Source organism: Pseudomonadota bacterium (assembly GCA_011049115.1).
Classification (GTDB): Bacteria; Desulfobacterota; Anaeroferrophillalia; order Anaeroferrophillales; family Tharpellaceae; genus DSCM01.
This window is the reverse complement of the sequence record DSCM01000001.1, coordinates 1-13,984: the sequence shown is the minus strand read 5'-3', so window position 1 is coordinate 13,984 and position 13,984 is coordinate 1. Positions and strand designations below refer to the sequence as shown.

The 13,984-nt window shown below is 55.1% G+C and carries 12 protein-coding genes; 4 read left to right on the top strand and 8 right to left on the bottom strand.

The features are described 5' to 3' along the window. Positions 1-36: 36 nt before the first annotated feature. The gene (locus ENN66_00060) at positions 37-867 is read left to right on the top strand and encodes a flavodoxin family protein (GenBank protein HDS15032.1); all 831 of its coding nucleotides are present in this window, start codon (positions 37-39) and stop codon (positions 865-867) included. 10 nt (positions 868-877) lie between these two features. Here the strand turns inward: ENN66_00060 and ENN66_00055 are convergent, their stop codons facing one another. Beyond that, positions 878-1,921: a response regulator gene (locus ENN66_00055; GenBank protein ID HDS15031.1), complete on the bottom strand. Its 1,044-nt coding sequence runs from the start codon at positions 1,919-1,921 to the stop codon at positions 878-880. A gap of 403 nt (positions 1,922-2,324) precedes the next feature. On the opposite strand from ENN66_00055, the gene rfaE2 reads away from it, so the two are divergent. After that, positions 2,325-2,807, top strand: a complete 483-nt coding sequence (rfaE2, locus tag ENN66_00050) for a D-glycero-beta-D-manno-heptose 1-phosphate adenylyltransferase (GenBank protein HDS15030.1) — start codon at positions 2,325-2,327, stop codon at positions 2,805-2,807. Between the two features lie 121 nt (positions 2,808-2,928). On the opposite strand, the gene ENN66_00045 is transcribed toward rfaE2, so the two are convergent. The 7 genes from ENN66_00045 to ENN66_00015 form a co-directional block, all read right to left on the bottom strand. Then, positions 2,929-4,101, bottom strand: a complete 1,173-nt coding sequence (locus tag ENN66_00045; protein ID HDS15029.1) for a hypothetical protein — start codon at positions 4,099-4,101, stop codon at positions 2,929-2,931. Between the two features lie 10 nt (positions 4,102-4,111). After that, positions 4,112-5,506 carry a DNA repair protein RadA gene (radA, locus tag ENN66_00040; protein ID HDS15028.1) on the bottom strand — a complete coding sequence of 465 codons (1,395 nt, stop codon included), beginning with the start codon at positions 5,504-5,506 and terminating at the stop codon, positions 4,112-4,114. Positions 5,507-5,511: 5 nt separating this feature from the next. Next, positions 5,512-6,708, bottom strand: a complete 1,197-nt coding sequence (gene rodA, locus ENN66_00035; GenBank protein ID HDS15027.1) for a rod shape-determining protein RodA — start codon at positions 6,706-6,708, stop codon at positions 5,512-5,514. 289 nt (positions 6,709-6,997) lie between these two features. Further along, positions 6,998-8,827, bottom strand: coding sequence for a penicillin-binding protein 2 (gene mrdA / locus ENN66_00030; protein HDS15026.1), 1,830 nt, complete (start codon positions 8,825-8,827; stop codon positions 6,998-7,000). A 38-nt stretch (positions 8,828-8,865) separates the two neighbouring features. Next, complete coding sequence (locus ENN66_00025; protein ID HDS15025.1) at positions 8,866-9,381, bottom strand: hypothetical protein; 516 nt, start codon at positions 9,379-9,381, stop codon at positions 8,866-8,868. A 21-nt stretch (positions 9,382-9,402) separates the two neighbouring features. Then, positions 9,403-10,236: a rod shape-determining protein MreC gene (gene mreC, locus ENN66_00020; protein HDS15024.1), complete on the bottom strand. Its 834-nt coding sequence runs from the start codon at positions 10,234-10,236 to the stop codon at positions 9,403-9,405. Between the two features lie 130 nt (positions 10,237-10,366). Next, positions 10,367-11,401, bottom strand: coding sequence for a rod shape-determining protein (locus tag ENN66_00015; GenBank protein HDS15023.1), 1,035 nt, complete (start codon positions 11,399-11,401; stop codon positions 10,367-10,369). A 468-nt stretch (positions 11,402-11,869) separates the two neighbouring features. Here ENN66_00015 and xseA point away from each other — a divergent pair, with 468 nt between their 5' ends. After that, a complete protein-coding gene (gene xseA / locus ENN66_00010; GenBank protein ID HDS15022.1) occupies positions 11,870-13,309 on the top strand; it encodes an exodeoxyribonuclease VII large subunit in 1,440 nt (479 codons plus the stop codon). Further along, on the top strand, positions 13,296-13,984 hold a 689-nt coding region (locus tag ENN66_00005), incomplete at its 3' end, for a hypothetical protein (GenBank protein HDS15021.1). The genes xseA and ENN66_00005, both read left to right, overlap by 14 nt.

Genomic DNA, 13,984 nt, shown 5'->3' with positions numbered 1-13,984 from the left:
AAAAATATAAAATCAATTTGTGAGGATCTTCAAGCGATGACAAAAAAAATAGTTGCTCTGGTGCTTTCTCCCCGAGAACTGGGGAATTGCGAAATTCTGGTGAAGGAAATCTGTCGGCATTTGCCGTCGGCGCACGACCTGCAGTTGATTCGGCTTACCGAGAAGAAAATCAGGCCCTGCAAAGCCTGTTACGCATGTCTGGTCAGTGGTAAATGCCCTTTGGAGGATGATTTTGCGGCCGTTGCTCAAACCCTGGCGGGGGCGGATGCCCTGATCATCGCGTCCCCGACTTATTTCATGGGAGCCAACGGCATGCTTAAGGTTTTTCTGGACCGTTGCCTGCAAATGTATGGGATCTCATTGCGCGGCAAGCCGGTTCTTAACCTGGTGACCGCGGGAATTCGGGGAGAGGCCGGTTACAGTGAAATGATGCTGAATAGTTTCAGCCTTATTCTGGGGTTGGAGATCAAAGCGTCCCAGGTTTTTTATGGGGCGCTGCCGGGCGAGATTTTTCTTGAGAATGAAGAACAGCTGCGGCGGGCCGCAGCCTTGGGCCGAGTGCTGCTTGGCGAAGAAAAACGTGAGGTTGCGCCTTGGACCTGCCCCTTGTGCGGCAGCGATGTGATTCAATTGTTGGGGGAAAACCGGATGCAGTGTATGGTTTGCCGTAACTACGGGCGGTTGCAGTTGCATGGGGAAAACGTCGGTCTGCAGGTCGAGGTTAACCCTGAGAATATCTTTTTCACGGCTGAGCAAGCCGGCCGTCATGGCCTCTGGCTTCAGGAAATGAAAGCCAGGTTCATGCAATTAAAAAGGCGACTGGCTTCCCTGACCCTGGAATATAAGGATCAGGGTACCTGGGTGTGAACCTGTTTTCTCAGGAGAATCCCTGGGCGGTCATGCGGAGGGCCAGGACGTCATGAAAAACTTCCAGAAAGGCGTTTACGGCATTCGGATCAAACTGACTGCCTGAGCCGTCCTTGATTTCCTGAATAGCAACCTTGAGGGGCAAGGGTTTGCGGTATGAACGCGCCGAGGTCATGGCGTCAAAGCTATCGCAGACCGCGATAATTCGGGCCATATAGGGAATCCTGTCGCCGGCCAGACCCTTGGGGTAGCCCGAGCCGTCAAACCATTCATGATGAGCTTCGATAATCGGCAGCAGATGGGTCAGAAAAACGAGGGGCTCGAGAATTTTCACGCCTTTGCCCGGGTGGGTCTTGATGGTTTCGTATTCGACTTTATTAAGTTTGCCCGGCTTATTGAGTAACTGTTCTGAAATGCCGATCTTGCCGATGTCGTGCAGTTGAGCGGCATAAAGCAGATCGAGTCGTTCATTTTCGGGCAGATTCAGGACCTCGGCCATCATGGTCGAGTATTCAGCGACCCTTTTTGAATGTCCCTGTGTGTAGCGGTCTTTTTCTTCGATGGCCAGAATGAATGAGCTCACGGTTTGCACCACCCGGTTATGAAGGGCCTGCGTGGTTTCTTCGATCCGTTTTTCCAGGGTGGTATGATAGTTGATTTTTTCTTCCTGCAGGGCCCTAAATTCCAGGGCGCGGTTGAGGAGCAGGAGCAGTTCCTTGACCCGGAAAGGTTTGGTCATATAGTCAAAAGCTCCAAGCCGCATATGGTCGAGAGCCATGTCGAGCTGGGCGAATCCGGTCAGGATGATAACCGGAATCAATGGATAATTTCGGGCGACGTGCGAAATTACCTGGTCTCCTGAAATCTTGGGCATTTTGAGATCGCAAATGGCGGCATCGATTTCCGCGTGATAGATGTCAAGCAGGGCGATGGCTTCGTCACCGTCGCAGGCCTTGAGGTAGGCAAAACCGAGATTTTCCAGCGTTTCAGCCAGAATCTTGCGGATATCTTCTTCGTCATCGACGATCAGGATCAGCTTTTTATTGTTTCGCATCGAAAAGTCTTCTCATAAAAAAGCGGCTTGGAAATGACCTGACGGTCCTTTAAGTTGTTGCTCGGTTGTGCCGGCAGGCCTTTTCAAAGAAGTTGCAATGATTTGACAAGGGATGGTTTCGTTACCGGTAAACGATCTTGCAACGTCGTCAGCATAATAATGTTTGCCTTTAAAATGGCGCACTTCGGTCTGAACTCAGAAGCCGTATCTTGTATAAAGACTTCCGGACAATGTATTGTTTGTTGTAACGTTTGTCAAGCGCTCATCCTCAACGTCCGTCGGGCTCCCTGGTCTGATTAAGAGTCGGGCTCGCCGGTCATGATTATCCCGGAAAACTTCCTTTTGGATCAAAATCCGGGACTGGACCCTTAATGTACGGCCCCGCGCCCGAAGGAATTTACGTATGTACTCGGCTAAAATCATGTCGCTTGATAAGCTTTCCCGAATCTTGGCGACGGAGCGTCAAAATTCAAGGCAGGTTGTGTTCACCAATGGTTGTTTTGATATCCTTCATCCCGGTCATGTAGGTTATCTGGCCGCGGCGCGAGAGCTGGGCGATCTTTTGGTGGTTGGCCTGAATTCCGATGCCTCGATTCGTCGTCTGAAAGGCGAGCGGCGGCCGATCATGCCGGAAGCCTCCCGTGCTCAACTGCTGGCCGCCCTGGCCGCGGTTGATTTTGTCACTATCTTCTCCGAGGACGATCCTTATGCGTTGATTAAAATTCTGCGGCCGGAAATTCTGGTTAAGGGTGGTGACTGGGAGCCTTCTGCGATTGTCGGCGCGGATCTGGTCAGAGAAAATGGCGGCCGGGTGCTCTCCCTGCCTTTCATGGAGACCTATTCAACCACGGCGATTATTCAGGAAATTCTTCGGCGCTATTGTTAGCGGCGGCGCGAGGGTCAAGTTTGTGTCTCAAGGGCCGAAACCCTTTGCGCTCAGGATGCGGTTCCGTCTGGGGTGCATCGAGCAACGTTTTCAGTCCCTCTTTGCGCTGGCTTGTTGGAGGTTACTTTAATTTGTTTTCGAGGAGGAGCAGACAGGCGGCTTCTTCCGGGTAATTGCAGGGGGTCAGAACCAGTTCTTCGGCGCCGCAGTGTTGAGCCTGGCACAGGGTTTCCTGCAGCTCTGACAGTAAGACGGTTCGGTTTTGGCCGTCCGGACGGGGAACTTCAAACTTGAAGATGGCCTTGTCCGGGAAAAGATTTTTCCCCTGCATGAAAATCTGTTCCATGATCGGACTTAAGTGATCGTCCGCAAGTTCAAGTTCCCTTTTGATTCTGTCCTGGTAAGCCATCACCATCAAGTAGTCGGCCTGAGACGCGGCCAGTGATTTCGGGGTACAGGCAAACCAGTTGCGGCCCCAGTCCTGATTCAGGAACGGTTCATAATGAACATTCTGAGCGCAGATCAGTCCGGGGCGGATTTGCCGACAAGCGCTGAAAATGGCATTGGCCAGCTCCTGCAGGATGAGGGCCTGGTCATCCCGCCAGCGAAAAAAGCGCTTTCGGTAGGCCGTGATTTTACGTCGGTCGGGGCTGAACCGGTAAAGATCATCAGGGTTTGGTGAAAGTTCGGGGATCTTTTTGAAAAAACCCTGATGATGGCGGAGCATCAAATCATCCTGCAGTAAAATACCGTCAATCGGCCCGGCGGCCAGGTCGCGAAAAATCTGCAGCAGCAAGCCTTGACTGGAACATTCGCTCGGATCAAGCAGCTGTTTTTCCTCATACAGACAATCTTTTTCCAGATCATAGCTGGTTAGCGGGAAGGCGACTTTCCGGCCGTAGGCGGCCTGCAGGGTGGTCATCCAGGCGATGACGCGCAGACCGACACGATGCGCGGCCGCGCCGGCCGGAGTCAGCAGATCAGCGATGACCGGTACGGCGCCGTTCTGAAAGTAGACCCCTTCCATAAACCTATTTCGAGCCTCATGACCGATCGGACCATGATAGCGGTCGCCACGATTATGAAAAACTCGCAGAATGATGGTGTTATAGCCACAAGCCTTTAGCTCTTCCAGATAGCCCTGAAAGGCCGGCCAGGAAGTTTCGCTGATGACGGAAATCTGGGCGGCAATCAGTTTCTCTTTGCGGGGGGCGGCGCCGCTGGGGACGACCGCCAGCAGCCAGAGGCAGCAGCCCATAATTGCCGGAAATACGGCTTTCCTGGTTTTTTTCATAGGGTCTTGGTCAGGAGAAAAGGGCGGCCGCCAGTTCCGAGATCGTTGCTATTTCGTGAATGACGGTCCGGTTGCGGGCCGGCGACGAGGTCGGATTGCCGTCGGGCAGAATGATTTTTTTAAAACCGAATTTCATGGCTTCGGCGACGCGCTGGTCAATCATATTGATTCTGCGAGTTTCACCGGTAAGGCCGACTTCTCCGATTACCAGCGTGGTCGGCGGGACGGGTTGATCCAGATGGCTCGAAAGAACCGCGGCGATCAGGGCCAGGTCAAGAGCCGGTTCAACGACCTTCAGGCCGCCGACAAGGTTGAGAAAGATATCTTTGTTGTTGAAGTTAAGGCGCAGTCGTTTTTCCATGATGGCAATCATCAGGGCGGCCCGATTGCGATCGATGCCCAGGGTGGTTCGTCGAGGGATGCCGCCGGAAATCGCGGTGCTGACCAGAGCCTGAAGCTCCGTCAGAATCGGCCGCGAACCTTCGATGGTGGCGCTGACTAGGGATCCGGCCAAATTGACCTGGCGCTCGTTAAGAAAAATCCGCGAGGGGCTGTCGACTCCGATCAGGCCGCTGCCCGTCATCTCGAAGACCCCGATTTCATTGGTTGAACCGAAACGATTCTTGACGGCTCGTAAAATGCGATAAGGATACTGAGTGTCTGATTCAAAATAAAGGACCGTGTCGACCATGTGCTCCAACAGTTTGGGCCCGGCAATGCTGCCGTCCTTGGTGACATGGCCGATAATGAAGATCGGAGTCCGGGTCAGCTTGGCGATTTTGACCAGATGGGAAGCCGCCTGTCTGATCTGGTTGGTGGAGCCGGGGGGAGATTTTATCTCGGGGCAGTGACAGGTCTGAATTGAGTCAATCACCAGCGCGCTCGGTTTTAGCTTGCGAAAATGGCCGATGATATTGTCAATTTCAGCGGCGGCCAGAAAGTAGAGGTGATGATTCTCAATCCCCATTCTCAGACTGCGGATTTTACTTTGGTACGGGGACTCCTCGCCGGAGACATAGAGGGTGGGTGACTCGGGTCGACTCAGCTGGTTGAGAATCTGCAGCAGCAGGGTCGATTTGCCGATGCCCGGATCACCTCCGACCAAGATTACCGAACCCCCGACCACGCCGCCGCCCAGAACCCGGTCAAATTCTTCAATTCCGGTTTGGCGGCGGGGCTGGTCACGGTCATCCAGGGTGGAAAGCGGTTGCGGCCCGTGGCTCTCTCCGAGTTCTTCAATGACGGCCAGAAGTTGCGGGTTTTCCTGACGCTCGACCGGGGTTTCCGCTGGGGCCTCCCGCATTGATTCCCATTCCTCGCAACCAGGGCATTTGCCCAGCCATTTAGCACTTTGATAACCGCAGACCGTGCAGAAGAAAGAGGTTTTGTTTTTTTTACTCGACAAAATCGTTATCCTTTGCGGCGAAAATGAAGGTTCAGAAGCATGCCGATCAGAATCATGGAAGTCAGCATGGAAGTGCCACCATAGCTGAAGAGGGGCAGGGGAATGCCGACCACCGGCATGAGGCCGGAAACCATGCCGATATTGATGGTGATCTGCCAGAAAAAAATCGCCGCGATACCGCTGCCCAGGTAACTTCCGAAGGTATCCCGGGCTTCCATGGCGATGTTCAGACTGCGAAAGAGAAAGGCCAGATAGAGGGTCAGCAGGATGATACAGCCCAGGAATCCCCATTGCTCGGCATAAGCGGCAAAGATGAAATCTGTATGTTGTTCGGGAAGGAAATGCAGGGTATTCTGGGTGCCCTTGAGAAAACCATTGCCGAAGAATTTGCCGGCCCCGATCGCGATCTTGGACTGAGCGATATGGTAGCCGGAGCCCAGGGGATCATTTTCAGGATCGAGAAAGGTCAGCACCCGTCGGCGTTGATAGTCGTGAAGAAACTGCCAGCCGATTGAACCGCAGATCAGGGCAGCGGTCATGATTGTCGCCAGAGTCCGCCTGGTTATGCCGACAATCAGGATCACGACCCCGGAAATCAGGAAGATCAGCAAGGCGGTGCCCAGGTCAGGCTGTTTCAGGATAAACAGACAGGGCAGTAAGACGATTGCCAGGGGGGGCAGTAACTCTCTCAGATTATAGGGGGGGGGCAGCCGGCGATTACTGAAATAACGGGCCAGGGCGAGAATGACGGTTATTTTAACAAGTTCCGAGGGCTGCAGGTTGAGTCCCCCGAGCGAAAGCCAGCGCGTCGCTCCCATGTGTTGAGAACCGGCGACCTCGACCGCCACCAGTAAAAGCAGACTCAGACCGTATAATGGGTAGGCTGCATGATAGAGATAATTATAGTGAAAAACAAAAACCAAGGTGCCTACGCCCAGGCCGATTCCGAACCAACTGCACTGACGCCGGCTGAAAGCCGTGAGCCAGCCGGCGTTTTCCGGGGTGTAGGTAGCGCTGTAAATGGTCATGATGCCGAGACCCACCAGCAGGCAGGTCAGGATCAAGGTGGCGTAATCAAAATCATACAGACGATTACGCTCCAGGGGTTGTTGAATCAGCCTTCTTCCGGGCAGGGATATGAAGTCATCACTGGCCTTGTCGATGCGATGCGGCCGATATGAATTTCCGGGGGAAATCGTCATTTGGGGGCGCTATGTCCTTTAATGTCGGCTGGGCCACAAGCCGGTTGCGCCCGGGAGCGCGCCAAAACCTTATTCTTGACCCAGGCTTTGGGTTTCTGCGGGATAATTTCAGTCGACATCTAAAGATTCATCCTTGCGGGTCAAGCTTTAAGGTTTTTAGTGCCTTACAGGTTGTTTTCTTGTTTTTTTTCAACATTTTCTGCGACAACAAATAGCAGAAAATGTTCTGATGAAAGTACCTGTTTGCGAGCCGTAAGGCCGCCTTGGGGCTGCGGAGCTCGCGGTTGCATTAGTTTTCCAGGTAGAACTTGATTGCCTCACGAGCAATCGGAGCCGCGACTGAACTGCCATGGCCGCCATGTTCGATGATTACCGCAACCGCGATGGTGGGCTTGTCATAGGGGGCGAAGGCCGCAAACCAGGCATGGTCGCGAAGGTGCCGAGGAGTGTTTTTCTGATTTTTCAGATCGTCAAGGTGCTGTTTGACCACCTGCGCGGTGCCGGTTTTGCCCGCCATTTCCCAAGGCTGATTCTTGATGCGGGCCTGGTAGGCGGTACCCCGTTTGTCGTTAACTACCTGCCAGAGGGCTTGGCGCACGGTTTCCATCTGCGCCTTGCCGGTTTCAATTGGCCGGCCTTGCCGGTTGCCGTCAGGTGGTCCGGAAACCTCACATTTTATCTCGGTTTTCAGCAGATGGGGTTGATAATAAGTGCCGCCGTTGGCGAAAACCGCATACAGGGACGCGATTTGCAAGGGCGTGGCGGTCAGATAACCCTGGCCGAGAGCTACCGACAAGGTGTCTCCCGTATACCACTGATCGTGGATGTATTTCAACTTCCATGAGGAGGTGGGCAGAAGCCCGCTTTTTTCTTCCGGCAGTTCAATGCCGCTGCATCGTCCGAGGCCGAAGGCGGAGCTGTAGGCGGCAATCCGGTCAATTGCCAGGCGGGTGGCCAGATTATAGTAATAAACATCGCAAGATTCACGCAAGGATCCCGCCAGATCAACATTGCCGTGGCCGTAACGGTTCCAACAACGAAAATTGCTGGCGCCCAGGGTCAGGGAGCCGCTGCAGTGGAACTTGGTCGCCGGGGTTACGATCTGGTCGTTCAAAGCCAGCAGGGCGAGCAGGGGTTTAAACGTCGAGCCGGGCGGGTAACGGCCTTGCACGGCCCGGTTCTGAAGGGGTTTAAAGGGGTTTTCATTGATTTCCCGCCAGTTTTCACTGGAAATCCTGGTTGAAAAAAGGTTGTTGGAAAAGGCCGGGGTGCTGACCAGGGCCAGAACCTCGCCATTATTGGGGTCCAGTGCCACCAGACTTCCGACCTCTTCGCCCATGAGCTTGAAAACGTATGCCTGAAGTTCGATATCAATGGTCAGGGTCAGATGACCTCCTGAGCGCGCAGGTTGGTCGGTGTGGCTGGCCAGTTCACGCCCCCGGGCATTGACCTCGACCTGGCGTATACCGTCAAGGCCGCGCAGGTGATCCTGGTAGCGGGCTTCGATGCCGCTTCTTCCGACCAGGTCATCCCGGGCGTAGCTCTGATAGGCCGGTTGGCGGAGTTCATGGTCGTTGATGAATCCCAGATAACCGATAATGTGAGAGCAAATTTCATCGTAGGGATAGACACGCATGGGCTCGGTTTCGATCAGAATCCCCGGCAGTTCATATTTGCGGGCTTCGATTCGGGCCAGCTCATCCGGGCTGAGATTCTTTTTCAGGGTCAGGGGGCGATGGCGGGTAGCCGGGGAGGTTTCCCGATACGCGGTGATAATCACATCGGGTTCGAGGTTGTCGATCTGAGCCGCCAGAATGGTGGCGACCTCTTCTATCTGATCGATATTTTCCGGAACCATTTGCAGGTTGAAGGCCAGGGAGTTGTCGGCGAGAAGCTTGCCGTTGCGATCATAAATCATTCCGCGCAGGGCCCGGATGCGGCGGACTCGTATTCGGTTATCCTGTGACCGTTGTTTAAAATGGTCTCCCATGACGATTTGCAGATACCAGAGTCGCATGACCAAGGCGATAACCACCACCGCCATGGCGAGCATGATCAGTCGACCATTGGCCAGAATCTGTTCGCGCTTGCTTTTTCTGAGATTGTCAACCTTGCTCATGAGCACCGCGGGAAGCCTGAGGGAAAGGGACGCCCATTTCAGACTGAGAGCTGATTGCCGCCGTCAGGCTGGCAACGCTCGGTTATGGTAAACAGGAAGAACAGCAGGGGCAGGGCGAAAAACGCAGTGCTCAGGGCGGCCCCCGTGGTTTGCAGTAAGAACAGGCCCAGGGTCGGGGAGGCGACGCTGGGCAGGCTGTAAATGACCGTCATGATAGCTTTTGCCAGGCCCGTGACCAGCGCCTGCGGCAAAAGGTTGTTCAGGAAGATCGTCTGGTTGAGCCCGTAGCCCGCAAAAAATATAAAAAGGTAGCTTAGTGGTTGCCCGATACCGGGGAAACTGCCGAAAAGGGAGGCGCACAGAGCAATGCCCGCGGCGGAAAGCAGAACCCTTCCTTTGAGAGGGCGTGAACTCAGGAAGATTATCAAAGCCAGATTTAAATCCGGAATAAGATAAACCGGAACTCCGAGATGGGGAAACAGGGATGATTCGATCGCGCTCAAAAATAGGGCTCCCAAGGTAAACGGCAGTGGAGACAAAAACGATAATTTCATGGTTTGGAACCGCGCCTCGGGTTACTCGGCCGGGGATGATGAGGGGACGATATACACTTCTTCAATGGTATCCAGATCAAATTCCGGTTTAACGATGATTTCCTGACTCAGATCGTTCTCGTTACGGTTGGCGGAGATGACGGTGCCGACCGTCATCCCTTTGGGGAAGATATTGTCAAGTCCTGAGGTGATCAGAAGGTCGCCGATTTTGACGTCGGCGGAGTTCTGCAGATGGGCCAGGCGACAGAGTTTGCCGGCCCCCTGAAGGATGCCGCGGACCCGGTTGCGCTGCACGATGACATCGCAGGCGCTGTTCTGGTCAAGCAGGAGGAGAACCTTGGCGGACAGGGGAGCGCAGGTGACAATCCGTCCGACCAGACCTTCCGGGGTAAAGACCGGATTGTTGAGCTTCAGTCCCTGTCGGGAGCCGCGATCGATAATGAGAATATGCGAGAGATTGTCGGTCTGGCGACCGATGACATGGGCGGCCAGACCTTGTTCTAGCAGGCTATCACGCTGTTTTAACTGGAGTAATTTGTGCAGGCGTAAATTTTCGTGCTTGATTTCCGCCAGTTCGGCCAGACGATAGCGAGCCCTAGCCAGCTCTTTTTCCAATTGCTGGTTTCTGGCCTTGATTCCGACCAGGTTTATATAGCCGTCGAACAGCTTGCCGCAGCCCGAAAAACCGAGGTCAATGCCTTTCTGAAGAGGATAAACCATGGTCAGGGCGGCTCTTTCCGCGATGCTTAAGAGATTGCCGCCTTTCTGCAGGCCGAAACTCACACAGAGCGTGAAAAAGATAAAAATCAGAGCGGAGCTGAAAATCAGCGGCAGACGACGACTTAAGGAGTTCATCTACTGAATAATGGAAAGGTTAATTCCTGTGTCAGAATAATGGCTTGGTTTGGCTGGCAACAGCTTGCAAGTTGTTAGTTGAAGGTTCCAAAATTGCCGCGTCACCGACTCGGTAAACGTTAGCGCCATATTAATCACTTTGGGTTACTTCCCGCAGCAGAGTGAGGTTGTCAAGGACCATTCCTGAGCCTCTGACAACGCAGGTCAGAGGCTCGTCGATGACGGTGATCGGCAGTCCGGTTTCATGTCGCATCAGGCTGTCGAGATTGCGCAATAGGGCGCCTCCTCCGGTCAGCATGATGCCCTTGTCAACGATGTCGGCGGCCAGCTCGGGCGGAGTTGTTTCCAGAGCCACGCGCACGGCGTCGAGAATGGCGTTGACCGGCTCGGTCAGGGCTTCACGGATTTCGTCGGAGTTGATTTCCAGGGTCTGGGGAACGCCGGCGACCGTATCCCGGCCTTTGATCATCATGGTTTCAGGCTCGTCCAGCGGAGCTGCGGAGCCTAGTTGAATCTTGACCTGCTCGGCCATCCGTTCGCCGATCAGCATATTGTATTTGCGTCTGATATACTGGGAGATCGCTTCATCAATCTTGTCGCCGCCAACCCTGACCGAACGGGAAAAGACAATTCCGGCCAGCGAGATGACCGCGACTTCGGTTGTTCCTCCCCCGATATCAACCACCATGTTGCCGGCTGGTTCCGTGATCGGTAGGCCGGCACCGATGCCCGCCGCCATGGGTTCTTCGATCAGGTAAACTTCGCGGGCGCCGGCGGATTCGGCCGATTCCTTGACGGCGCGGCGCTCAACCTGGGTAATGCCAGAGGGCACGCAGATGACGGTCCGCGGTCGCACCCATTTTTTGCGTTTATGGACTTTGGTGATAAAATGGCGCAGCATGGCCTCGGTTACTTCAAAATCGGCGATGACGCCGTCCTTCATGGGGCGAATGGCGACAATGTTGCCGGGGGTGCGCCCCAGCATGAGTTTGGCCTCAGTGCCGACCGCGAGAACCTTTTTGGTGCCGTTGGAATTGCTCTGGACCGCAACCACGGAGGGTTCGTCGATAACAATCCCTTTACCCTTAACGTAAACCAGGGTGTTGGCGGTGCCGAGGTCGATAGCCAGGTCGCTGGAAAATAAACCGAATAATGAGCTGAACATTAATGAAGTTCCTGTTTGGTTACGGGAGTTCGAAAGGTTGAAATCGCACGCGCATCAGCAAGGTAGGTTCTGGGCGTTTTCCAGGCTTGAGGCGCGTGGCAACCGGTTAATTCAGAGGGTGGTTGCAAACCGAAGGCATGTTATCAGGGAAAAGGCTAAAATTCAAGGAAAAATAAATGGTTCCGGGCTTTTAAAAACTGAAATCGGATTCTGCTCAGGAAGTTGTCTCGCTGAAACTGAATTTCCGCGAAGTCCCGAGGACAGGCCAGAGTTTTTGTGGAAAAGCAGGTTTTTTGCCAGAGCCGCCGCGGCCGGTGCGCGGAGCCCGGCTGAATTGTCGGCTTGACTAAGGCGGGGGGATAAGATAATCATGGACGCGCCGGGCCGGGAGTATTCAACCCCTGCCTTCGGCATGGCGTGATCTCCTTAAACAAGAAATGTGGCGCAGTGGCCCATAGCCGAGAAGAAATGACAATGGCGCAGTTTCCGGATGAATTCTGGCTTGATCAACTTGGCGAGGCGGTCGAGGGACAAGAGGAGCGGCATGTTTACAGCGTTTCGCAGCTGACCGGCGATATTCGCCTGGTGCTGGAAGACAATTTCACTCCGGTCTGGGTCGCGGGTGAAATTTCGACCTTGCGCACTCCGGTTTCCGGGCACTGTTATTTCACGTTAAAAGATGAGAGGTCTCAGCTCAAGGCCGTCTTTTTCCGGCAGCAGCGTTTCGCCTCAGCTTATCGTTTGCAGGAGGGCGACCTGGTGCTCTGCCGGGGGCGCATCTCTCTTTATGAGCCTCGGGGTGAGTACCAGATGATTGTCAGCCGCTTGGAGCCCCAGGGACTCGGGGAGCTCTGGCGGGCCTTTGCCGCGTTGAAGGCTAAACTGGAAAGCGAAGGTCTTTTCCGTCCGGAGCGAAAAAAAGCGATTCCTTTGTTGCCCCGGACCCTGGCTCTGGTAACCTCGCCGACCGGGGCCGCGGTTCACGATATCCTGCAGGTTATCGGCCGCCGTTTCGCCGGAGTTGAGATTATTGTCGTGCCGGTGGTGGTGCAAGGTGAGCGGGCCGCAGGCGAGATCTGCGCCGCTCTGGAACGCCTTGAACGATATTGGCGGGAACGAGTCGATACGATTATTCTGGCCCGGGGCGGCGGCTCTTACGAAGATCTGCAGCCTTTTAACGATGAACGGGTCGCCCGGGCGATTGCCGCCGGTTCGATTCCCCTGATCAGCGCCGTAGGGCACGAAATCGATTTCACGATTGCCGATTTTGTCGCCGATTTGCGGGCCCCGACTCCTTCCGCGGCGGCCGAGATGGTTATCGGTAGTCGGCGGGAGATGGTCGATCGTCTTCATCATCTGCGCCGGCGTCTCTTGCAGAGCGGCCGTTTGCAGACGACCCGGGAGCGTCGACGTCTGCAGATGCTGGCTTTGGGGCTGGATCGCGGGGCTGGGTCTTTGCTTTTGTCGCGCCGGCGCCTGCTGGAGCTCAAGGCTCGTTTTTTTGCCGGCTTGCGGCATCGTCTGCGTCTGGTCCACCAGCAGCTTGCGACCCGGGAGCATTGTTTGCGGCAGGTTTCTCCCGGCTTGCGGCTGGATTCCTTGAACCTGAAAATCGAAACTTTTGCCGGGCGTCTTCAGCGGGCCTGGAGCCGGCAGTTGCATGGCCGGAAAATTCGGCTGGCCGCCGCCGGTGACCGGTTGCGGGCCGGAAATCCCCTGGCGGTGCTCGCCCGGGGCTACGCGGTGGTTGAGAAAACCGGGACCGGCGTTGTCGTCAGAAACTGCGCCGAACTACATCCGGGTGAACTTCTGGACTTGCGTTTTCATCAAGGTGGGGCGCGATGCCGGGTCGAGCGAGTGATTCCGTTTGCGCCGGAAAGAATGGAAAAGACCAATGCCGATGAATAAACGGATTTTTTTGCGGCGCGGGCGGTTTTTCAGAAAAACCGGGGCCCGTTTTCTTCTGGTTGTAGCGGGCCTGACTTGTCTTTTCAGCGCGGCGCCAAGTTTGGCGCGGGCCGGTTTTACCGAGGTTGAACTCGGCTGTTTCAAGGCTTTTTATCTCCCCGCGCAGCCCCGCCCCGGTCAGGCCCTGATTGTCGCCTTGCAAGCTGCGCCCGGAATCGATCCTGAGTTGCCGGCTCTGAAAATGATTTTTTGCGATCGTGATTTTATGTTGGAACCGGTATCCGGGGGCTGGCGGGGCGTGGTCGCGATCGGTCTGGAGGTGCGGCCCGGTTCTTATCGGCTGGGTTTCAAGGGCCTGATGACTGAAATTCCGGCCTTGTCGATCATCGTGGCCGCGCATGACTACGGTGAACAGCACTTGACGGTGGCCGGCGAAATGGCGACCCCGACGCTACCGGAAACCCTGGAGCGCATTCAACGTGACCGGGAGAAGCTGAGTTGTGTCTACGCCGGTTCTTTTCCGGAGCTGGCTTTCGCTCGGGGGCTGGAAACGCCGTTGACGACCGCGATTACCTCGCCTTTCGGGCGCCGCCGTTTTTTAAACGGGGCCCCGCGGAATCCCCATGGCGGGGTTGATTTTCAGGCTCCGGTCGGGGTGGCGGTGCCGGCTGCCGG